This is a genomic window from Pseudomonas sp. MPFS, assembly GCF_022537035.1.
GTDB classification, from domain to species: domain Bacteria; phylum Pseudomonadota; class Gammaproteobacteria; order Pseudomonadales; family Pseudomonadaceae; genus Aquipseudomonas; species Aquipseudomonas sessilinigenes.
The window spans coordinates 3,601,289-3,623,076 of the sequence record NZ_CP066123.1 but is presented as its reverse complement, the minus strand read 5'-3'; the positions used below and the strand labels follow the sequence as shown (position 1 = coordinate 3,623,076).

The window sequence follows — 21,788 nt, the reverse complement described above, 5'->3', positions numbered from 1 at the left end:
TATTTCACTGATTTTCATGAGGTTCCCCAATAAAAACAACGAGGGCTTCTGGCAATGCGCGATTACCTGTCCGCCACTGAAAACTTCAACTACCAGCACACTGTCGATGCCACCCTGGCCGGCTCGCTGTCGGCGCTCAACGCTTGTGTCGAGTGCTGTGACCGGCATGCGCTGCCTGGGCGCATCGCGTTGTTCTGGGAGGGGCGAGACGGCAACAGCGCCAGCTACACCTTCACCGATCTGCAAGATAAGGCCGGACGCCTGGCCAACTTCCTTCTGGCCCAGGGCGTGGGCAAGGGCGACAAGGTCGCAGGCCTCTTGCCACGCAACGTCGAGTTATTGATCACGGTCCTGGCCACCTGGCGCATCGGCGCGGTGTACCAGCCCCTGTTCACGGCCTTCGGCCCCAAGGCCATCGAGCACCGGGTCAACAGTTCCGCTGCCAAGGTGGTGGTCACCGATGCCATCAACCGGTCCAAGCTCGCCGAGGTTGCCGGGTGCCCAACGGTAGTCACCGTGGCGGGTGCCAAGGGGCAGGGCATCGTACGGGGCGATTTCAGCTTCTGGGCCGAACTGGAGCAGTATCCGGCCCGTTGCGAACCTGTGCTGCTCAGTGGCGAAGATCCCTTCCTGCTGATGTTCACCTCGGGCACCACCGGTCCGTCCAAGGCGCTGCAAGTGCCGCTCAAGGCCATGGTCGCGTTCCAGAGCTATACCCGCGATGCGGTGGACCTGCGACCCGAGGATGCGTTCTGGAACGTCGCCGACCCAGGCTGGGCCTATGGCATCTACTTCGGTATCACCGGCCCGCTGGGCCTGGGTCATCCGATCACCTTCTACGACGGCCCCTTCACCCTCGAAAGTACCTGCCGGGTGATCAACAAGTACGGCATCACCAACCTCACCGGATCCCCCACCGCCTACCGACTGCTGATCGCCGGTGGTGATCAGTTCGCCCGTTCGATCAAGGGCCGCTTGCGCATTGTCAGCAGTGCCGGCGAACCGCTGAACCCGGAAGTGATCCGCTGGTTCGCCGAGCACCTTGAGGTGGTGATCCACGATCACTACGGCCAGACCGAACTGGGCATGGTGCTGTGCAACCACCATGCCCTGGCGCATCCGGTGCATGTGGGGTCTGCCGGTTTCGCCTCGCCGGGCCATCGCATCGTGGTGCTCGACGAGGAATATCGCGAGCTGGGTGTCGGCCAGCCGGGAATCCTGGCCATTGACCGCCGGCAGTCGCCGATGTACTGGTTCGCCGGTTACACCGGGGCACCGACCAAGGCTTTTGTCGGCGATTACTACCTGAGCGGCGATACCGTCGAGCTGAATCCGGACGGCAGCATCAGCTTCGTCGGGCGCAGTGACGATGTCATTACCACCTCCGGCTACCGGGTCGGTCCGTTCGACGTGGAAAGTGCCCTGGTGGAGCACCCGGCGTTGGTCGAGGCGGCAGTGGTGGGCAAGCCCGACCGGGAGCGTACCGAGGTGATCAAGGCCTTTGTGGTGCTGGGCGAGCGTTACCGCGCCACCCCGGAGTTGGCCGAGGAGCTGCGCCAGCATGTGCGCAAGCGCCTGGCGGCCCATTCCTACCCGAGGGAAATCGAGTTTGTCAGCGACTTGCCCAAGACCCCCAGTGGCAAATTGCAGCGCTTTATCTTGCGCAACCAGGAAATCGCCAAGGCTCAAGAGGCCGCGGCGGCAACAGTCAACGCGTGAACAGGGTGTGAACGATGCAGATTCAGAACAAGGTTTTTCTCGTCAGCGGTGGGGCCTCGGGCCTCGGTGCGGCCAGCGCTGAAATGCTGGTGGCCGCCGGCGCCAGGGTGATGCTGGTGGACCTCAATGCCGAGGCCGTGGCGGCCAAGGCGCAGCAGTTGGGATGCCAGAGCGTGGTCGCCGATATCAGCCAGGAGGCGGCTGCCGAAGCGGCAGTCCAGGCGGCGGTGAAGGCCTTTGGCGGGCTCGATGGCCTGGTCAACTGCGCGGGCATCGTGCGCGGCGAGAAGATCCTCGGCAAGAGCGGTCCCCATGCCCTGGCCACCTTCGCCCAGGTGATCAACGTCAACCTGATCGGCAGCTTCAACCTGATGCGCCTGGCGGCCGCGGCCATCGCCGAAGGCCAGGCCGACGCCGATGGCGAGCGTGGGGTCATCATCAACACTGCTTCCATCGCGGCCTTCGACGGGCAGATCGGCCAGGCCGCCTATGCCGCCTCCAAGGGCGCGGTGGCCAGCCTGACCCTACCGGTGGCCCGCGAACTGGCGCGTTTCGGCATCCGCGTGATGACCATTGCCCCAGGCATCTTCGAGACGCCGATGATGGCTGGCATGAGCGATGAGGTCCGGGCCTCCCTGGCCGCCGGCGTACCGTTCCCGCCACGCCTGGGCAAACCCGTCGAGTACGCCGCGCTGGTGCGGCATATCATTGAAAACAGCATGCTCAATGGTGAGGTGATCCGTCTCGACGGCGCCTTGCGCATGGCCGCCAAGTAAGGAGTCAGCATCATGTCCATTAACCAAGATCCGATTGTCATTGTCAGTGCCGCCCGCACCCCGATGGGTGGTTTCCAGGGCGAGTTGAAAGGGCTCAGCGCCCCGCAACTGGGAGCGCAAGCCATTCGTGCCGCAGTGCAGCGCGCCGGGATTGCCAGCGATGCGGTGCAAGAAGTGCTGTTCGGCTGCGTGCTGCCGGCCGGCCTCGGCCAGGCGCCTGCACGCCAGGCGGCCCTGGGAGCCGGCCTGGACAAGGGCACCCGTTGCACCACCCTGAACAAAATGTGCGGTTCGGGCATGGAGGCGGCCATCCTGGCCCATGACATGCTGCTGGCCGGCAGCGCCGAAGTGGTCGTCGCCGGTGGCATGGAAAGCATGTCCAACGCGCCCTATCTCCTGGATCGCGCCCGTGCCGGCTATCGCATGGGCCATGGCAAGGTGCTGGACCACATGTTCCTCGACGGCCTGGAAGATGCCTACGACAAGGGGCGCTTGATGGGGACTTTCGCCGAGGACTGCGCCGAGACCAACAGCCTGACCCGTGAAGCCCAGGATGCCTTTGCCGTGGCCTCGCTGACCCGAGCCCAGCAGGCGATCAAGGATGGCCTGTTCAAGGATGAGATCGTTCCCGTACAAGTGACGATCGGCAAGGAAACCCGGCTGATCAGCGACGACGAGCAGCCCCCCAAGGCCAAGCTGGACAAGATCGCCGGTCTCAAGCCGGCCTTCCGTGAAGGCGGCACTGTGACGGCCGCCAACTCCAGTTCGATTTCCGACGGTGCCGCGGCGCTGGTCCTGATGCGCCGTTCCGAAGCCACCAAGCGCGGGCTCAAGCCACTGGCCGTGATTCATGGCCATGCAGCCTTCGCCGATACGCCGAGCCTGTTTCCCGTGGCTCCGGTCGGTGCTATCGAGCGCCTGATGAAGAAAACCGGCTGGTCCCTGGATGACGTGGACCTGTTCGAGATCAACGAGGCCTTCGCCGTGGTCAGCCTGGTGACCATGAACAAGCTGGAAATCCCCCATGACAAGGTCAACGTCCATGGCGGCGCCTGCGCCCTGGGCCATCCGATCGGCGCCTCGGGGGCGCGGATCCTGGTGACCCTGCTGTCGGCCCTGCGCCAGAAAGGCCTCAAGCGTGGCGTGGCTGCGATCTGCATCGGTGGTGGCGAAGCCACGGCCATGGCTGTTGAATGCCTGTAACGAGGAATCGCGATGTTGCCCAATGACGAACAACTGCAGATCAGCGACGCGGCCCGGCAATTTGCCCAGGAGCGCCTAAAGCCTTTTGCCGCCGACTGGGATCGCGAGCATCGCTTTCCCAAGCAAGCCATTGCCGAGATGGCCGAACTGGGCTTCTTCGGCATGCTGGTGCCCGAGCAGTGGGGCGGTTGCGACACCGGTTACCAGGCCTATGCCATGGCCCTGGAGGAAATCGCCGCCGGTGATGGCGCCTGTTCCACCATCATGAGCGTGCACAATTCGGTGGGTTGCGTGCCGATCCTCAAGTTTGGCAACGATGAGCAAAAGGAACGTTTCCTCAAGCCCCTGGCCAGCGGCAGCATGCTCGGGGCCTTCGCCCTGACCGAGCCCCAGGCCGGCTCCGATGCCAGTAGCCTGAAGACCCGGGCCCGCCGCGATGGCGACCACTATGTGCTCAATGGCTGCAAGCAGTTCATCACCTCGGGGCAGAACGCCGGGGTGGTGATCGTTTTCGCGGTTACCGATCCGGCGGCGGGCAAGCGCGGTATCAGCGCGTTCATCGTGCCCACCGACGCCCCGGGCTATAAGGTCGCGCGGATCGAGGACAAGCTCGGCCAGCATGCTTCCGATACCTGCCAGATCCTCTTCGAGGACGTGAAGGTGCCCGTGGCCAACCGCCTGGGCGAGGAGGGCGAGGGCTACAAGATCGCCCTGGCCAACCTCGAAGGTGGCCGCGTGGGCATTGCCTCGCAATCGGTGGGCATGGCCCGGGCCGCATTCGAAGCGGCGCGCGACTATGCCCGTGAGCGCGAGACTTTCGGCAAGCCGATCATCGAGCACCAGGCCGTGGCTTTCCGCCTGGCGGACATGGCCACCCAGATCGCCGTGGCGCGGCAGATGGTGCAATACGCCGCAGCACTGCGCGACAGTGGCAAGCCGGCCCTGGTCGAGGCCTCGATGGCCAAGCTGTTCGCCTCGGAGATGGCCGAGAAGGTCTGTTCCGCGGCCTTGCAAACCCTGGGCGGCTATGGCTACTTGAGCGACTTCCCGCTGGAGCGGATCTACCGTGACGTACGGATCTGCCAGATCTATGAAGGCACCAGCGACATTCAGCGCATGGTCATTTCGCGCAATCTCTGACTTTTAGCAGGAGCTGATTCATGAGCTACGAAACCATTCTGTTGGATATCAAGGACCGGGTCGGCCTGATCACCCTCAACCGCCCCCAAGCCTTGAACGCGCTCAATGCGCAGATCGTCGGCGAGATCAACCAGGCCCTGGATCGCCTGGAAGCCGACCCGCAAATCGGCTGCATCGTCATCACCGGCTCGAAGAAAGCCTTCGCTGCCGGCGCCGACATCAAGGAAATGGCTGAGCTGAGCTATCCGCAGATCTATCTCGACGACCTGTTCAGCGACAGCGACCGAGTGGCCAACCGGCGCAAGCCGATCATCGCCGCGGTCAACGGCTTTGCCTTGGGGGGCGGTTGCGAACTGGCGCTGATGTGCGACTTCATCCTGGCCGGTGACAACGCCAAGTTCGGCCAGCCGGAAATCAACCTCGGCGTGCTGCCGGGCATGGGCGGCACCCAGCGCCTGACCCGCGCCGTGGGCAAGGCCAAGGCCATGGAAATGTGCCTGACCGGGCGTTTCATCGATGCGGTGGAGGCCGAGCGTTGCGGCATCGTCGCGCGTATCGTGCCGGCCGATGAGTTGGTGGACGAAGCCCTGAAGGTCGCCGCACTGATTGCCGGCAAGTCGGTACCGGTGAGCATGATGATCAAGGAAAGCGTGAACCGCGCCTTCGAGGTCAGCCTGTCCGAAGGCGTGCGCTTCGAGCGCCGGGTGTTCCATGCCGCTTTCGCTACCCAGGACCAGAAGGAAGGCATGGCGGCCTTTATCGCTAAGCGCGAGCCGCAGTTCAAGGATCAATAACAACACCGCCCTGGCAGGACGCGGTGTCTATCCGGCGTCCCGCCCCATCAACCGCAGCGCTTAGCTGCGGTTGATGGAGACTCCACCCTCGACCAGCATCGCCGTCCCGCTGACAAAACTGGCGGCGTCCGACGCGAGGAACAGCGCCGCACGGGCAATTTCCTCGGGGCGGGCGAGGCGCTTGAGGGCATGCAGGCTTTCGACAAAGGCGCGTTGCTCAGGCGTATCGGTCGCTGCCCGGCCCATTGGCGTGTCGGTGCCTCCGGGCAGTAGCGCGTTGGCGCGAATGCCATGGGGACCCTCTTCAGCCGCGATGACCTGGGTCAATCCGATCAGCGCGGCTTTGCTCGCGGCGTACGCCGCCATACCGGGAAAACCGACGCGGTGCCCGACAAAGCTGGACGTGAAAATGATGGACCCTGCGCCCCGGGTGCGTAGAGCAGGCAACTGGTACTTGGCCCCCAGAAAGGCACTGGTCAGGTTGGAGTCGAGCACGGCCTGCCACTGGCCCAGGCTCAGCTCGGAGACGGGCCGGGTTTCACCGGTGATCCCGGCGTTATTGAATGCGATATCCAGGCCCCCGAAATGCTCCACCGCCAGCGTCACCAGGTGCTCGGCCAATGCCTCGCTGCGAATGTCACCTGCAACCCCGAGTACCTCGCCACCGTCCTGCTGGATCTGGGCGACCAGCGCATCCAATGCTTCACCTCGACGGCCGTTCACTATCAGGCGTGCGCCCTCTTGGGCGAACAGCCGGGCAGCGGCTTGGCCGATGCCCGAGGTGGCTCCCGTGACAATCGCGACTTTGTCTTGCAGTTGTTTCATGATTGACCTCCGTTGCATGAGCGTTGAGCCAACCATAGGCCCTTCCGAACGGCGCTGAACTCCGGATCTTGCGTTGAATGTTCTTTGACCGTGCAGGGCCAGCTGCTGCGCACCCGGCTGCCCGACAGCGCACAACAGGGCCTGTGGGGCCTTGCTCTGCGGATGGTGCCTGGCGAGGAGGGCGACCACGCCAGCAAAAAAAATCGCAGCCAAGGCTGCGATTCCTGCTTTGCGGCGCTCTTGCCTACAGCTGGTAATGCTTCAACTCACGGGCGATCAGCATGCGCTGGATCTCGCTGGAGCCCTCGTAGATCTGGGTGATCCTTGCGTCACGGTAGTAGCGCTCCACCGGGTAGTCTTCAAGGTAGCCATAACCGCCGTGGATCTGCATGGCCGAGGAGCAGACCTTCTCGGCCATCTCCGAGGCGAACAGCTTGGCCTGGGAGGCTTCGGACAGGCAGGGCTGGCCGGCGCTGCGCAAGCGGGCGGCGTGCAGGATCAACAGGCGGGCGGCGTTGATCCGGGTGTGCATGTCCGCCAACAGGTTGGCGATGCTCTGGTGTTCGATGATCGGCTTGCCGAACTGCACCCGGTCGCGGGCATAGGCCAGGGACGCTTCGAAGGCGGCACGGGCGATCCCCAGGGCCTGGGCGGCGATACCGATGCGCCCGCCCTCGAGGTTGGACAGGGCGATGGCCAGGCCCTTGCCCCGTTCGCCCAACAGGTTGGCGGCCGGCACGCTGCATTGGTTGAGGGTCACGGCGCAGGTATCGGAGGCGCGGATGCCCATCTTGTGTTCGGTGCGGTCGACGATGAAACCTGGGGTGTCGGTGGGCACCAGGAACGCCGACAGGCCTTTCTTGCCCAACTCCGGATCGGTCACGGCGAAGACGATGGCCAACTGCGCCCGCTTGCCATTGCTGACGAACTGCTTGGCGCCGTTGATCACCCACTGGCCGTCGCGCAGTTCGGCGCGGGTCTTGAGGTTGTGGGCCTCGGAGCCGGCCTGGGGCTCGGTCAGGCAGAAGCAGCCGATGGCTTCGCCACTGGCCAGGCGTGGCAGCCAGGCCTGTTTCTGCTCTTCGCTGCCGTAGTTGAGGATCGGCCCGCAACCCACCGAGTTGTGGATGCTCATCAGGGCGCCGGTGGCACCGTCGCCAGCGGCGATCTCTTCCACGGCCAGGGCGTAGGCCACGTAGTCCAGGTAGCTGCCGCCCCATTGCTCGGGAACCACCATGCCCAACAGGCCCAGCTCACCCATCTTGCGGACCAGGGCGTCGTCGATCCAGCCGGCCTTTTCCCAGGCCTGGGCATGGGGCGCGATCTCGCCACGGGCGAAGTCCCGGGCCATGTCGCGGATCATCACTTGTTCTTCGGTCAGTTCGATATCGTGCATGAGTTCAGCTCCCGCTGCCGTCAAAACCGCTGAAGAAGCTCGCCACCCGTTCGGCCTCGAGGGCCGCCAGGGTCGGTGGGTTCCAGTGCGGGGTCTTGTCTTTGTCGATGATCAGGGCGCGTACGCCTTCCATCAGGTCGCCGTGTTCGAACCACTGCCGGTCCAGGTGCAGCTCCAGGGCGAAGCACTGCTCCAGGCTCAGTTGGCGGCCCTGGCGCAGCATCTCCAGGGTCACGGCCATGGCCAGGGGCGAGCGGGTTTCCAGCAGGTCGGCGGTAGCCTGGGCCCATTCATGGCTGTCGGCCACGGTCACGCTGCGCAATTGCTCGACGATGCCGGGCACGTCTGGCTGGGCGAAGAAGTGGTCGATGGCCGGGCGCAGCGCCTGCAATGGCGCATCGGCCAGGGCCTGGACCCCGAGCCTGGCCAGCAGGCCCTGCAGGTCCTTGAGCGGTGACTGGCCCCATTGCAAGCGGTCCAGGCGCTGGTCCAGCAGTGCCAGCTTGTCGCTTTCCAGGTACCAGTCGGCCAGGCCGCAATACAGCGCGTCGGCCGCGCGGATCTGCACGCCGCTGACCCCGAGGTAGGTGCCCAGCTCACCCGGAACCCGCGACAGGAAGTAGCTGCCGCCGACATCGGGGAAATAGCCGATGGCCACTTCCGGCATCGCCAGGCGACTGCGCTCGGTGACCACCCGCAGGTCGGCGCCTTGCACCAGGCCCATGCCGCCACCGAGGACGAAGCCGTCCATCAGTGCCAGGACCGGCTTGCGGTAATGGTGGATAGCCAGGTCCAGGGCGTATTCCTCGACGAAGAACGCTTCGTGCAAGGTGCCAGCATTCTTGTAGCTGTCGTACAACGAGCGGATGTCGCCACCGGCGCAGAAGGCCTTTTCACCCGCGCCGCGCAAGACCACGGCATGGATCTTCGGGTCCAGGGCCCAGGCATCCAGTTGGCGCTGCAAGGTGCGCACCATGGACAGGGTGATGGCGTTGAGGCCGGCGGGGCGGTTTAGGGTCAGATGGCCGATATGATTGCGTACCTCGATCAGCACCTCGTCCTGAGGGGTATCGAGGTCCCGTGCCGTCTGGGATGGAACCTGAGCAGTCATCACTAACTCCCTGCTTTTATTGTTCTTTATATGAAACTCGCGCGCGAGCATCGTCGGATCGTAACAGTGCAAATTTGCCGAATTCAACCGTGAAAGCTGCAGGTTGGCTGTGCATTTTTGCATGGGTGGGTCAACGCCGGCACCAGCCCCTCAAGCGCGCTGATCCCCGAGCTAGAAGGCCTGCGACAGAATCGGCTGTGAAATGACGGTTATCAGCCGATCCCGGCTGTTTCAGGTGCCCGTTACGACACCTGAGTGGCATTCGCTATTGGCATTCTGGCGCTCGGTTGCAGCGTAGCTCGTGGCGACCAGGACGAACCCGGCGCGGTGCGCCAGGCCTCGGCGATAACGCCAAGAACCCGATTGCGGCGACCCCGCACACACTCTCTGCCCCTGTCACAAGTGGGGCCCGGTTTTACGCCGGGCCGCTATAAATCCAAATAATCCGGGACTCTGAAGATGAATAAGAAATGGCTGGCCGCGCCGTTACTGGCGCTCGCGTGCACCTGCCTGGGCGCCAACGCCAAGGAATGGAAGGAACTGCGCTTTGGCGTCAACCCAAGCTACCCACCCTTCGAGTCGAGTACCGCCGATGGCGGGGTACAGGGCTTCGGTGTCGATCTGGGCAATGCCATCTGCGCCGAACTCAAGCTCAAGTGCGTATGGATCAGCAATGATTTCGATGGCCTGATCCCGGCGCTCAAGGCAGGCAAGTTCGACGCCATCGAGTCGTCGATGACCGTGACCGACGCGCGGCGCAAGCAGATCGACTTCAGCGACCGGCTCTATGCCGGCCCCACGGCCATCGTCACGCGCAAGGGCTCGGGGCTGGAACCCACCGGCGAGTCGTTGAAGGGCAAGACCCTGGGCTACATGCAAGGCACCGTCCAGGAGACCTACGCCAAGGCCCGGCTCGGGCCGGCGGGGGTCAAGCTGCGTGCCTACCAGAATCAGGACCAGGTGTACGCCGATCTGGTCTACGGGCGCCTTGACGCCTCGATCCAGGACAAGTTGCAGGCGCAGATGAGTTTCCTCGCCTCGCCCCAGGGCGCGGACTTCGAAAATAGCGTGGGAATCAGCGACCCGCTGGTGCCTTCGCAGATCGCCATCGGCTTGCGCAAGGATCAGGACGAGCTCAAGGCCATGCTCAATGGCGCGATCCAGGCGCTGCACGAGAAGGGCATCTACGCCCAGATCCAGCGCAAGTATTTCGGCGACCTCGACCTCTACAACAACTGATCTCCCAAGGTCCGGCCCGGGACTGCAACAGTCGGTTCCAGGCCGAGCCATGGCGAGCGCAAGGTGACTGGCGTGAATACCCTACTGTCTCTGATTGGCCTGGACCCGACGGTCTTGCAAGGCTACGGACCGCTGTTGCTGCACGGTACCTGGACGACCTTGAAACTCTCGCTGCTGGCATTGCTGGTCAGCATGCTCCTCGGGCTTGCGGGCGCGGCGGCCAAGTTGTCTCCACTGCGCCTGCTGAACCTGCCGGCCACCTGCTACACCACGTTGATTCGCGGGGTGCCGGACCTGGTCCTGATGTTGTTGATCTTCTACAGCCTGCAGGGCTGGCTCACCGCCCTGACCGAGTGGCTGGAGTGGCCCTACATGGAGATCGACCCGTTCGTGGCAGGAATCATCACCCTGGGATTCATCTACGGCGCCTATTTCACCGAGACCTTTCGCGGGGCGATGGTCAGCGTGCCCCGGGGCCAGCAGGAGGCGGCTGCGGCCTTTGGCCTGAGTCGCTGGCAACGCTTTCGCTTCGTGGTCTTCCCACAGATGATGCGCTTTGCCTTGCCCAGCCTGGGCAATAATTGGCTGGTGCTGCTCAAGGCCACTGCGCTGGTCTCGATCATCGGCCTGGCGGACCTGGTCAAGGTGGCCCAGGAGGCCGGCAAGAGCACGTTCAACCTGCTGGATTTCCTGCTGCTGGCCGCGGCCTTGTACCTGCTGATCACCAGTGCCTCGAACCAGTTGCTGCGCCTGTTGGAGCGTCGCTATAACCAGGGTGTGCGAGGGCTGTCGCGATGATCGAACTGATCCAGGAATACTGGCGTGCGTTTCTTTTCAGCGACGGCGAGAGCCTGACCGGCCTGGCCATGACCTTGTGGCTACTGGTGGCGAGCCTGGCGATGGGTTTCGTCCTGTCGCTGCCCCTGGCGATCCTGCGGACCAGCCACTGGGCATTGCTGCGCTGGCCGGTGCAACTGTTCACCTATGTGTTTCGCGGCACGCCGTTGTATATCCAGCTACTGATCTGCTACAGCGGCCTCTACGGCGTGGCGGCGATCCGCGAGCAGCCATTGCTGGAAGCTTTTTTCCGCGATGCCATGAATTGCACCTTGCTGGCCTTCACCCTCAATACCTGCGCCTACACGGTGGAGATCTTCGCCGGGGCCATCCGCAGCATTCCCTATGGCGAGATCGAGGCCGCCCACGCCTATGGGCTCAGCGGCTGGCGGCTGTACTGGCGGCTGATCCTTCCGTCGGCCCTGCGCCGGGCGCTGCCGTACTACAGCAACGAAGTGATCCTGATGCTGCATGCCACCTCAGTGGCGTTCACCGCCACCATCCCGGACATCCTCAAGGTGGCGCGCGATGCCAATGCCGCGACGTTCTTGACCTTCCAGGCATTCGGCATCGCCGGGCTGCTGTACCTGGGGTTGTCGTTCGCCCTGGTCGGCGCCTTCCGCCTGGCAGAACGCCGCTGGCTGGGTTTTCTCGGCCCGGCCCACTGAGCCCATTCGTCTATCCCTTGATCCAGAGCGTCGCCTGCGGCTGATGCTCCAGGAGCCCTAGATGTACAAATTGACCGTTGAAAATCTCTACAAGCGTTTTGGTGACAACGAGGTGCTCAAGGGCGTCTCGTTGAAAGCTCGGGCTGGTGATGTGGTGAGCATGATCGGCGCCAGTGGCTCGGGCAAGAGCACCATGCTGCGCTGTATCAACTTCCTGGAGCGTGCCGACGCCGGTGCCTTTGCCCTGGATGGCGAGACCATCGTCACCCGGGATGCCCCCGGCGGCATGCAGGTGGCCGACCCGGCGCAATTGCAACGCCTGCGTACTCGCCTGGCCATGGTGTTCCAGCACTTCAACCTGTGGAGCCACCTGAGCGTGCTGGAGAACATCATGCTGGCACCCTGCCGGGTGCTGGGCAGCAGCCGCAAGGAGGCCGAGGCCAGCGCCCGGGCGTATCTGGACAAGGTCGGCCTGGCCCAGCGAGTGGCCGAGCAGTACCCGGCGTTTCTCTCCGGGGGCCAGCAGCAACGGGTGGCCATCGCCCGCGCGCTGGCAGTGGAGCCGCAGATCCTGCTGTTCGACGAACCGACCTCGGCGCTGGACCCGGAACTGGTCGGCGAGGTGCTCAAGGTGATCCAGGCCTTGGCCGAGGAGGGGCGGACCATGCTCATGGTGACCCATGAAATGGGATTCGCCCGGCAGGTGTCGAGCCAGGTGTTGTTCTTGCATCAAGGCAAGGTAGAGGAGCAGGGCAGCGCCGCGATCCTCGACCAGCCACAGAGTGAACGTTTGCAGCAGTTTTTATCCGGCCGTTTGAAGTGAGGGAGAACATCCATGGCGGACATCCGCGACCTGGCGATCGTGCTTGATCGTATCGACCAGGCCATTATCGAAGTGCTGCGCCATGAAGGGCGCATCACCTATCAGAAACTCTCCGAGCGCGTGCACCTCACGCCCAGGCCGTGCCTGGAGCGGGTGCGCAAGCTGGAACAATTGGGGGTGATTCGCGGGTACGGGGCGATCCTCGACGAGAAAAAACTGACCCCGGGATTGTCGCTGCTGGTGTTGGTAGCGCTCTCCAACCAGAGTGGGCGAGCGGCGCAAAAAGCCTTCGAGGCCAAGGTCCGGGGCTGCCCCCAGGTGCTGGAGTGCCGCTTGATCAGCGGCGCTTTCGATTACAGCCTGCGCATGCGTTGCCGTGACATGGAGCACTACCGGGTGCTGACCGAAGTCTGGTTCGACGACCCGGACCTGCACATCGACAAGCTGGTCAGCCATCCGGAACTGGCAATGGTCAAGACCGGCATGGAGTGACGCTCCGGCTTGTGCGGAATCGGCTGGAGTCTGGGGTCCATTCAGCCATTTTCTACTGTGCAAGCCTTCGGATCAGCCGGGTTTTGCCCGCGTACAAAACCACAATGGGTGCCTCCCGACTCTCACTGATTGCGTGCCCATGCAGACCACCCATAGTGTTTTGATGATCCGTCCCTCGTGTTTCTCGTTCAACCAGGATACGGCGAGCAACAACAGTTTCCAGCGACCCGCCCTGGCCGCCGAGGATGTCCAGGCCAAGGCCCTGCTGGAGTTCGATGGTTATGTCGCCTGCTTGCGCGAACAGGGGGTGAAGGTACTGGTGCATGAAGACAGCGCAGTGCCTCACACCCCGGATTCGATCTTTCCCAACAACTGCTGGAGCAGCCATCCGGACGGCACCCTGGTGCTGTACCCGATGCAGGGACGCAACCGCCGCCTGGAGCGCTACAAAGGCGTACTGGCCCACTTGCATGAGCAATACCAGGTGACACGAACCCTCGACCTGAGCCCCCTGGAGCAGCAAGACATCTTCCTCGAAGGCACCGGCAGCATGGTCCTGGACCGCCAGCGGCGCATCTGCTACGCCGGCTACTCCAGTCGCACCCATGCCCGGGCCCTGGAGCAGTTGGCCGAGCTGCTGGACTACCAGCTCTGTGGGTTCCATGCCCGCGATCGCCAGGGCGTACCGATCTATCACACCAACGTGATGATGAGCGTCGGCAGCCAATTGGCCGTGGCCTGCCTGCTGGCGGTGGATGACCCGGAACAACGGGCGAGCTTGCAGCGCAGCCTGCAAGACAGCGGCAAACAGGTGCTGCCCTTGACCTGGGCCCAACTGGAATCCTTCGCCGGCAATATGCTGGAAGTGCACAACAGCGCCGGTGAGCCATTGCTGGTGATGTCGCGTACGGCCTGGCGCTCGCTGGACTTGCAGCAGCGTCGGTTGATCGAACGCCACGTCCAGCCCCTGCCGGTGAACATCGACACCATTGAACGCATCGGCGGCGGCAGTGCCCGCTGCATGCTGGCGGAAATCTACCTGCCTGAACGTCAACCCCAGAGGGAGCAATCACGATGATCGTCCGTCCTGCCAACCTGGCCGACTTGCCAGCCCTGCTGGATTTGGCCCATAGCGCCGGTGCCGGCCTGACCACCTTGCCCGCCGACGCCACGCGCTTGCGCCAGCGCCTGGAATGGGCGCAGAAGACCTTTGCCGGCGAAGCCGAGCGGGCCGATGCCGACTACCTGTTCGTGCTGCAGAGCGAGCAGGGCGAAGCCGTGGGCATTTGCGCCCTGGCCGGGGCCGTGGGCCTGCGCGAGCCCTGGTACAACTACCGGCTGGGCTTGTTCGTCGCGGCCTCCAGGAACCTGGGCATCAACCAGCAACTACCGACCCTGTTCCTGGGGAACGACATGACCGGGCATTCGGAATTGTGTTCGTTGTTCCTGCACGCCGATCATCGCAGCGGCCTCAACGGCCGCCTGCTGTCCAAGGCGCGGTTCCTGTTCCTGGCCGAGTTCCGCCAATGCTTTGGCGAAAAGGTGATCGCCGAGATGCGTGGCTACTCCGACGAGGCCGGGGTTTCGCCCTTCTGGGAAGGCTTGGGCCGGCATTTCTTCAAGATGGACTTTGCCGCCGCCGATCATCTCACCGGCCTGGGTAACAAGACCTTCATTGCCGAACTGATGCCCAAGTTCCCATTGCCCACCTGCCTGCTGCCCGAAGCCGCTCGCGCGGTGATCGGCCGGGTCCACCCCAATACCGAACCGGCCCTGGGCATGCTCAAGGCCGAAGGATTCGGCTTCAAGGACTACATCGATATCTTCGACGGTGGCCCGCTGATCGAATGTGCGACCGGCGATATTCGCGCCGTACGCGACAGCCAGGTCCTGCAACTGAGCATTGGCACCCCTGGCGAGCAGGCCGAGCCATACCTGATCCATAACCGCCAGTTCGCCACCTGCCGGATCACCGCGGCTCCAGCCCGTGTCGCAGCTGGCACGCTGATTGTCGATGCCGCCAGTGCCCGGGCGCTGGGCCTGGGAGCCGGGGCCTCGGTGCGGGCGGTCAGCCTGGCGGTACCGCTGCGCCAGCGTTCGGCGGCCTGATGGATTGCCCGGTGCACCAGAACAACAGGCTCTGGCTGGCCCGCAGTTGCTCCACGCAGCCCAGGGTCGGCAATTGCTCGCGCTCCTGGTCAAGGTCCTTCAGCCGCCGCGCCAGGTAGAACGCCCGGTCAGTGGGCAATTGTTCCAGGGCCTTGACCCGGCGTGCTTGCCCCGCGCTGTAGAACTCAGCGGAATAGGAGCGGCGTCCCCAGTAGTAGAGCGGCCCGGGCTGGGTCGCTTGCAGGTCGTTCCAGGCCCTGGCCAGGGCTTGCTGGTTCTGCGGTCGTTGCAGGGCGGCGCCGTTGTTTACGGTGAACAGCAGGCCCAGCGGCAGCAGCAACGACAGCACCAGCAACAGGTACGGCGCGCTCCTGCTGCTGCGTTGCGGCAGTGCTTGCAGGGCCAGGGCCAGCAACAGGCACCAGGCGGGCAGGGCAGGCAGTACATAGGTCCAGAGGATGTTGCCCGAAAAGGTAAAGAACAGCGGTGTAACCAGCGCCCACAAGGTGATGAAGCTCAGGCGACGGTCGACCCCCGCAGGTGTCCGGTAGAGCCGGTACAGCAGCGGCAGCAACAGGCTCCAGGGCAACAGCGCCATCAACAGTTCCAGCCAGATGCTGGCGAAGGGCCGTTCGTGGGCGCTGCCGTACAGGTCGCCAGCCCAGTCGCTGACCACATAACGCTTCCAGTGTTCGCCCACCAGGAAGTAGTCGAGAAAGCCAGGGCTGCGCGACTCGGCCAGGAGGTACCAGGGCAGTGCCACCAACAGCATCAGGCCCACGCCGCTCGTCCAGGGCAGGCGATAGAGGGCCCGCCACTGCCTGTTGAACAGCGTCCACAAGCCTGCCTGGGCACCGACCAGAACCAGCACCAGCGGACCTTTGGCCAGTAGCCCGAGGCCCAGGCCGAAGAAACCCGCCAAGGCCCAGCCGCGGTCGGCATGCACGCAGCCGCGCCAGAAGCCGTAGCAGGCCAGCAGGAGGGAAAAGCTCAGGGCCGGGTCGGTCAGCACCACGCCCGCCGCCAACAGGCCCAGGCTTGAACTGGAGAACAGGATCGCCGCCAACAGGCCACTGCGCTCGTCGTACTCCTCGCGGGCGAAGCGGATCAGGATCAGGCAACTGGCTACATGAAACAGCCAGGCCGGCAGGCGCACGGCGAATTCGCTGATCCCCAGGACCTGCATGGCCAGGGCCTGGCTCCAGAACGCCAACGGCGGCTTGCCCCAGAAGGGCACACCGTAGTCGAACATCGGCGTCACCCAATCGCCCAGCTCGAGCATCTTGCGCGCCATCTCGCCGTAGCGTGCCTCGGAGGTGTCCATCAGCGGATAGAGCCCCAGGCTTGCCAGGCGCAGGCCGAGGATGCCCAGCAGCAACCACCACAGGGTGCGGGTTGGAAGGGCGTTCATCGGATCCGCTCTTGCTCGTCGGACTCAAGCGCAGGAGGCGCCTGCAACTGGCGGGAAAACCCGCCAAAGGTGCTACGCAGGAAGTACAGCGGGCGACGCTTGACCTCCACCAGTGCGGCGCCGATGTATTCGCCCACCATGGCAACGCCCACCAGGACCAGGGCCAGGGCACCGAGGATCAGGTGATCCACGCTGAAGGCGTCGACGAACCATTGGTGCATCAGGTAAGTACCGGTCAACAGCAGCGTTGCCAGGCTCAATACGCTGAACCAGCGCAGCGGCTTGCGTGAGAACGCCAGCACACCCTCCATGGCCAGGTCCACCAGGGCCATGGGGCTCCATTTCGACTCACCGGCCTTGCGCCGGGCCCGTTGGTAGGGAATTTCGATGGTCCTGAAACCCAGCCAATTGACCAGGCCTTTCATCAGGGTGGCCCGCTCCGGCATGTTGCGCAGGGCATTCAGGGGAGCGGTACCGATCAGGCGGAAATCGCTGACATCCGGTGGTACCGGGTACTTGTCCACCAGCAGGTTCATCAACTTGTAGTAGAGCTGTGCGCTCAAACGCTTGCCGGCGGTATCGCTGCGCCGGTCGCTGCGTTGCATGTTGACGATGTCGTAGCCGGCCAGCCAGTGGCGGACCATGGCGGGAATCAGCTCCGGCGGGTCCTGCAGATCGGCATCGATAAACAGTACCGCGTCCCCCATTGCATGATCGATGCCTGCCGACATCGCCGACTCCTTGCCGAAGTTACGGCTCAAATTGAGGCAGCGCACCTTGGGCGCACGACAGAATTGTTCCAGTAGTTGGTCACTTCCATCCTGGCTGCCATCGTTGACATACACGACTTCGTAAGCCACGGGTAACGCATTCAATACCAGCATGAGGCGATGATGGAACTCGGGCAGTATGTGGGCCTCGTCATAACAGCAGACAATGATGCTGATAATCGAGTGGTTATCCATCGGTACGCAACTAGGCAACTTCATTTTTAAATGTCCAGGTTCGGTTTATCCAATAGCTGCCCAAGGTCAGGCAGAGCGTGCTGAGCATTTGCATCGACAAGGGAGAGTCTGGGTAGAGCGCCAGCAGGCACAGCATCAGCAGGGCGTTGCCGAGGTTGTAGCCGGCAGCCACCAGGCAGAAGCGCAGGGCCTGGGTGTTCCTGGTAGTGCCGACTGGTGGGAAGGTCCAACGCTTGTTGCCCAGGTAGGCGACCCAGGTGCCGAGGGCGGCACCGAGTAGGCTGGCGAGTAAGGCTGGCAGGGGGCCGAGCAACAGTAGGAACAATATGTAATGACTCAGGGTGGCAACACCTCCCACCAGTAGATAACGGAAAAGTTGTTTTAATGGGTGGCCTGATGAACTTATCGATAGTCGCGACATGAATGAACCCAAGCGTTTAAGGCTGATTGATTCTTGGGAAAATAATGTCGGTAATCAGTGGGTGTTTTGTGAAAATTTCGTTTGTCGCGTGGCGTGTAATATTTCACCAAGTAACTGACAAAGTTGTAATTAATTACCCGGGGCTGGCTGCGTCGTGGCTTTGCTTAGTTAAGTTGTTAGTTGGATTACAATAGAATGGCGTATTTGTTAGTTTGCCGTCAGCCATGGCCATGTACAGGCGATGGGCGATGGGCGAGGCACCGGTCATTTGCAGCACTGGTTCAAAAGAGACGGGCCGTTACAATGGCGCTCGACTTCGACGCTACAGAGGCACCATGGATATCGATCTGGCCCGCACCTTCCTGGAGATCGTCCGCAGCGGCAGCCTGATTGCCGCCGCCGAACGCCTGCACCTGACCCAAACCGCCATCAGCGCCCGGGTGCAGAACCTGGAAGGCCAGCTCAACTGCAAGCTGCTGGTACGCAACCGTGCCGGTGCCAGGCCCACGGCCGATGGCGAGGCCTTCATTGCCTACGCCAACCAGCTGGTACAGACCTGGGAAGCGGCCCAGCGCGACCTGCCATTGCTGGCTGGCTATCGCAATGTGCTGCACATCGGTGGTGAGTTGAGCCTGTGCAATCCGCTGATGCTCAACTGGGTGCGCCGCCTGCGCCAGGCGCTGCCCAACCATGCGGTGCGCACCCAGATCGGCGACGGCGCGAGCTTGCAACGGCAGTTGGAACTGGGCGTGCTGGATGCGGCGCTGGTGTTCCAACCGCTGTACTCGCCGGGCCTGCAAGTGGAGCAAATGCTTGAGGAAAAACTGATCCAGGTGCGCCTGGCTGGCCGTCCACAGCCCTATGTCTATATCGATTGGGGCGAGGACTTCCGGCGCCAGCACGATGCCGCCTTGCCGGAGCAGGCCAAGGCCGCGGTGGGTTTCAACCTGGGGCCGCTGGCGCTGCAGTTCATCCTCGATGCCGGTGGCAGTGGCTACTTCCGTACCCGGGTGGTGCAGAGCTACCTGGACAGTGGTGTATTGGAACGAGTGGAAAAGGCCCCGGAGTTCAGCTTCCCGACCTATCTACTCTATGCCCGGGAGCGGGATTCGGAGCCGCTGCAACAGGCTTTCGATGTCTTGCGCGAGGTCATCCAGAGAGATAACGACTGGTCCCAGCGCTGGTCGCCGATGGTCTGAGCGCAACATGGCAGCCAGCAAGCGGCTGCCTGAAAAGGCTCAGGGGCGCGACTGTGGGGCCGAGGACAGCACCTGGCCAATACTGCGGCGGCGGGCGTGTGCTTCGCTGGCGTGGATCAGTTGCTCCAGGTCCTCGGGGGTGACATCGAAGAACTCCTCCATTTCCTCCAGGGCCCGCTTGAGATCGACGGCAGTGATCGCCAGGCTGTCGCTGGGCCCGGCGGGGGCGAGGACCGCCGGCGGCTCGCCCGGCCCCTTGGGATAGCGGGTACGGGTCAGGTTGTTGTAGACCAAGGCACTGGCCAGCAGGCTGGCCGCGGCCAACATTACCGGGCCCAACTCGCGCCAGTCGAGGGCGACACTGGCCGGGTCGGCCAACACCAGGGTCAGGGCCAGGGCACCGGCCGGTGGGTGCAGGCAGCGCAGCCAGCACATCAGCACCAGGGCCGTGCCGGCAGCCAGGCCTGCGCTGCCCAGGCTGCGCCCCAGGAAGTGGGCGGCCAACAGGGCCATCACCGCCGCGCACAGGTAGCCCCCCAGGATCGACCAGGGTTGGGCCAGGGCGCCGGAGGATACCGCGAACAGCAGCACGGCCGATGCCCCCAGGGGACCGATCAAGTGCAAGGCCACCGGCATGCCGAACACCTTGGCGCAGAGCCAGACACTGAACAGGGGGCCCAGGGCCACGCCGATGGCAGCGCGACTCCATTCCAGGGGGCGGGTATTGATGGCGGCGGGTTTCCAGCGGGTGAACATCGACACAAGCGATCCATTTTCAGGCGGGCAAAAAGAAGGGCTTGTCTGGATCACCAGAAAGCCCTTGAACGTTCCAACATTTGGGGGAGGAACCGGCGCAGTCTGCCGAGGAATCGATAGGTTGGCAAATTCATAATAATGCAGCTTAAGTGCAGATTTTTTGCACTCAAACCCCCGCCCGGCGGGCACTGCGATAACACAGGCAACCACCGGCGGCGCTCAGGCCGGCCAACACATAAAACATGCTGGCCGGGATGCTGTGGGTCAGCAGGTAGCCGCAGATGATCGGGCTCAGGGCACCGCCCACCGCCGCGAGGTTCTGCGCGGCGTAGTAGCTGCCGCGCAGGGACTCGGGGGCCAGGGTGTCGACGAACAGGAATTCTGCCGGGTAGATGATCATCTCCCCCAGGGTGAACACCAGCATTGCCAGGCACCAGAGCAGCAGGTTGCCGGCAACGCTGAAACCGATCAGGCCGGCCATGAACAGGGCCGTGCCCAGGGCGATCCAGTAGCGCAGTTGCTCGCGCTTGAGAAAACGACCGATCTGGTATTGCAGCGCGATTACGCACAGGGCGTTACAGGCCAGCAGCGCCGCCATGGTGTCCAAGGCCTGGCGAGGTTCCTGGGTGACCATCAGGTACTGCGACAGGTAGAGCGTGAAACGCCCATGGACGATGGTGCTGAGCAAGCAGCCAGCGGTGAAGATGACCAGCGTGCGATCGTTTTTCAGGGTCGCCAGTGTCGTGAGGAAACTCAGCGGCTTGCCGATGTCGACCGCACCTCGGCCCACGCCGCGCATCAGCCACATGCTGCCAAGGGCAATGGCCCCGGCCAGCAGGAACGGGGCCTGAAACATATAGCCGGCGATCACCACTCCCAGCATCGGCGCGGTGGCGTAGCCGATGTTGGTCAAGGTGTAGCGCAGGGAAAAGACTCGGGCTCGCTGCTCCTGGGGCAGGCATTCACTGATGATCGCCTTGGAGCCGATCAGGAACAGCGCCGAAGCCGTTTCCACCAGGACCAGCACCACGGTAGTCAGCCACAGATCCTGGGCGAAGGTCAGCAATATGAAGCCGATGCCGCTGGAGAGCATGGTCAGGATCAGCAGCCGGCGCTTGTCCAGGCGATCGATGATGTAGCCGCCGTACAGGGCGAGCAGGGTGGCGCTGAACACCGCGATGCCCAGCAGCAAGCCCACGTCCTGCTGGTCCAGGCCCAGCTTGTGGCTGAGAAACTGGGTGAGCAGGGCACCGGTCAGGGCTCGGCTGACGACGATGGTCAGCGAGCAGATGAGCAACCGGCGAATGATCAGTGAGTAGGCAGCCATGGCCTCGTACGATCCTTGTGCTGATGGCGTCTACAACAGCAGGCGCATGGCGCAACGGCGCAGCGCCGGCAATCCATGTTGCTGTTCATCGAGCAGCACCTGTTCCAGGCGTGTTCCCAATTGCCCGGCATCCAGGGTGATAAAACCCTGGCGCTGATAAAAAGGCTCGTTCCATGGCAGCTGCCGGAAGGTCGTGAGGGTCAGGGCCTTGAGTCGCTGCTGCCGGGCGTGCTCGATGGCCGCCTGCAACAGTGCCTTGCCGATCCCCTGGCCCTGGCAATCACTGGCTACGGAGATTTCCCAGATGTGCAGTTCGTGGCCAAGGGGTTCGGCGCACAGGAAGGCGCAAGGCTGGTCCTCTGCCGGGCAAGCCACCCAGACCGGCAGGCGCTGGATATTGCGCCGGTGTCCTTCGGCGTCCAGCACCGGGGCCTCGGCCAGCCAGGCCAGTTGCGGATCGCGGAGAAACAGTCTGGCGGCGCTGGTTTCGATAGCGGGCAGGGCATTGGCATCGGACACTCGCGCCCGGCGGATATTGATCGTCATGGACGCGAGTGTAAGGAGGCAGCGGTACGCC

At 63.6% G+C, this 21,788-nt stretch carries 22 protein-coding genes; 13 read left to right on the top strand and 9 right to left on the bottom strand.

Going from position 1 to position 21,788, the window contains the following annotated elements; genetic code table 11:
- The first annotated feature begins 54 nt into the window (after positions 1-54).
- Genes I9018_RS16515 through I9018_RS16495 form a run of 5 tightly spaced genes read left to right on the top strand, consistent with a single transcriptional unit; the run spans position 55 to position 5,632 of the window.
- On the top strand, positions 55-1,719 hold the full coding sequence (locus tag I9018_RS16515; protein ID WP_241106899.1) for an AMP-binding protein: 1,665 nt from the start codon (positions 55-57) through the stop codon (positions 1,717-1,719).
- A 14-nt stretch (positions 1,720-1,733) separates the two neighbouring features.
- Positions 1,734-2,495, top strand: a complete 762-nt coding sequence (locus I9018_RS16510; protein ID WP_241106898.1) for an SDR family NAD(P)-dependent oxidoreductase — start codon at positions 1,734-1,736, stop codon at positions 2,493-2,495.
- A 12-nt stretch (positions 2,496-2,507) separates the two neighbouring features.
- Entirely contained in the window at positions 2,508-3,698 is a 1,191-nt protein-coding gene (locus tag I9018_RS16505; RefSeq protein WP_241106897.1) for an acetyl-CoA C-acyltransferase, read from the top strand.
- A 12-nt stretch (positions 3,699-3,710) separates the two neighbouring features.
- On the top strand, positions 3,711-4,838 hold the full coding sequence (locus tag I9018_RS16500) for an acyl-CoA dehydrogenase (protein WP_241106896.1): 1,128 nt from the start codon (positions 3,711-3,713) through the stop codon (positions 4,836-4,838).
- 20 nt (positions 4,839-4,858) lie between these two features.
- On the top strand, positions 4,859-5,632 hold the full coding sequence (locus I9018_RS16495; RefSeq protein WP_241106895.1) for an enoyl-CoA hydratase: 774 nt from the start codon (positions 4,859-4,861) through the stop codon (positions 5,630-5,632).
- A gap of 60 nt (positions 5,633-5,692) precedes the next feature.
- On the opposite strand, the gene I9018_RS16490 is transcribed toward I9018_RS16495, so the two are convergent.
- From I9018_RS16490 to I9018_RS16480, 3 genes are all read right to left on the bottom strand, one after another.
- The gene (locus I9018_RS16490) at positions 5,693-6,457 is read right to left on the bottom strand and encodes an SDR family oxidoreductase (protein ID WP_241106894.1); all 765 of its coding nucleotides are present in this window, start codon (positions 6,455-6,457) and stop codon (positions 5,693-5,695) included.
- Between the two features lie 244 nt (positions 6,458-6,701).
- Positions 6,702-7,853 carry an acyl-CoA dehydrogenase family protein gene (locus I9018_RS16485; protein WP_241106893.1) on the bottom strand — a complete coding sequence of 384 codons (1,152 nt, stop codon included), beginning with the start codon at positions 7,851-7,853 and terminating at the stop codon, positions 6,702-6,704.
- A 4-nt stretch (positions 7,854-7,857) separates the two neighbouring features.
- Positions 7,858-8,964, bottom strand: coding sequence for an enoyl-CoA hydratase/isomerase family protein (locus I9018_RS16480; protein WP_241106892.1), 1,107 nt, complete (start codon positions 8,962-8,964; stop codon positions 7,858-7,860).
- A gap of 459 nt (positions 8,965-9,423) precedes the next feature.
- On the opposite strand from I9018_RS16480, the gene I9018_RS16475 reads away from it, so the two are divergent.
- The 7 genes from I9018_RS16475 (at position 9,424) to astA (ending at position 15,132) form a co-directional block, all read left to right on the top strand.
- Positions 9,424-10,203, top strand: coding sequence for a transporter substrate-binding domain-containing protein (locus tag I9018_RS16475; protein ID WP_241106891.1), 780 nt, complete (start codon positions 9,424-9,426; stop codon positions 10,201-10,203).
- A 72-nt stretch (positions 10,204-10,275) separates the two neighbouring features.
- Positions 10,276-11,001 (top strand): ABC transporter permease subunit, encoded by a 726-nt coding sequence (locus I9018_RS16470; RefSeq protein WP_068575892.1) that lies wholly within the window; start codon positions 10,276-10,278, stop codon positions 10,999-11,001.
- On the top strand, positions 10,998-11,708 hold the full coding sequence (locus I9018_RS16465; RefSeq protein ID WP_068575890.1) for an ABC transporter permease: 711 nt from the start codon (positions 10,998-11,000) through the stop codon (positions 11,706-11,708). The genes I9018_RS16470 and I9018_RS16465 overlap by 4 nt, the downstream gene beginning before the upstream one ends.
- Before the next feature lie 61 nt (positions 11,709-11,769).
- The gene (locus I9018_RS16460; protein WP_068575888.1) at positions 11,770-12,531 is read left to right on the top strand and encodes an ATP-binding cassette domain-containing protein; all 762 of its coding nucleotides are present in this window, start codon (positions 11,770-11,772) and stop codon (positions 12,529-12,531) included.
- A gap of 12 nt (positions 12,532-12,543) precedes the next feature.
- Positions 12,544-13,023, top strand: a complete 480-nt coding sequence (locus I9018_RS16455) for an Lrp/AsnC family transcriptional regulator (protein ID WP_124347687.1) — start codon at positions 12,544-12,546, stop codon at positions 13,021-13,023.
- Between the two features lie 139 nt (positions 13,024-13,162).
- On the top strand, positions 13,163-14,101 hold the full coding sequence (locus I9018_RS16450; protein WP_068575884.1) for an arginine deiminase-related protein: 939 nt from the start codon (positions 13,163-13,165) through the stop codon (positions 14,099-14,101).
- A complete protein-coding gene (gene astA, locus I9018_RS16445) occupies positions 14,098-15,132 on the top strand; it encodes an arginine N-succinyltransferase (RefSeq protein WP_068575882.1) in 1,035 nt (344 codons plus the stop codon). The genes I9018_RS16450 and astA overlap by 4 nt, the downstream gene beginning before the upstream one ends.
- On the opposite strand, the gene I9018_RS16440 is transcribed toward astA, so the two are convergent.
- The 3 genes from I9018_RS16440 to I9018_RS16430 are packed head-to-tail and all read right to left on the bottom strand — an operon-like array spanning position 15,092 to position 17,929.
- Positions 15,092-16,543, bottom strand: coding sequence for a phospholipid carrier-dependent glycosyltransferase (locus I9018_RS16440; protein ID WP_241106890.1), 1,452 nt, complete (start codon positions 16,541-16,543; stop codon positions 15,092-15,094). The genes astA and I9018_RS16440 overlap by 41 nt on opposite strands.
- Positions 16,540-17,532, bottom strand: a complete 993-nt coding sequence (locus I9018_RS16435) for a glycosyltransferase family 2 protein (RefSeq protein ID WP_068575880.1) — start codon at positions 17,530-17,532, stop codon at positions 16,540-16,542. The genes I9018_RS16440 and I9018_RS16435 overlap by 4 nt, the downstream gene beginning before the upstream one ends.
- Entirely contained in the window at positions 17,519-17,929 is a 411-nt protein-coding gene (locus I9018_RS16430; protein WP_068575879.1) for a GtrA family protein, read from the bottom strand. The genes I9018_RS16435 and I9018_RS16430 overlap by 14 nt, the downstream gene beginning before the upstream one ends.
- A gap of 335 nt (positions 17,930-18,264) precedes the next feature.
- On the opposite strand from I9018_RS16430, the gene I9018_RS16425 reads away from it, so the two are divergent.
- Entirely contained in the window at positions 18,265-19,128 is an 864-nt protein-coding gene (locus tag I9018_RS16425; protein ID WP_068587281.1) for a LysR family transcriptional regulator, read from the top strand.
- A gap of 39 nt (positions 19,129-19,167) precedes the next feature.
- Here the strand turns inward: I9018_RS16425 and I9018_RS16420 are convergent, their stop codons facing one another.
- From I9018_RS16420 to I9018_RS16410, 3 genes are all read right to left on the bottom strand, one after another.
- Positions 19,168-19,884 (bottom strand): HPP family protein, encoded by a 717-nt coding sequence (locus I9018_RS16420; RefSeq protein ID WP_068587280.1) that lies wholly within the window; start codon positions 19,882-19,884, stop codon positions 19,168-19,170.
- Between the two features lie 166 nt (positions 19,885-20,050).
- A complete protein-coding gene (locus tag I9018_RS16415) occupies positions 20,051-21,211 on the bottom strand; it encodes an MFS transporter (RefSeq protein WP_241106889.1) in 1,161 nt (386 codons plus the stop codon).
- A gap of 30 nt (positions 21,212-21,241) precedes the next feature.
- Positions 21,242-21,757, bottom strand: coding sequence for a GNAT family N-acetyltransferase (locus tag I9018_RS16410; protein WP_241106888.1), 516 nt, complete (start codon positions 21,755-21,757; stop codon positions 21,242-21,244).
- Between the last annotated feature and the right edge of the window lie 31 nt (positions 21,758-21,788).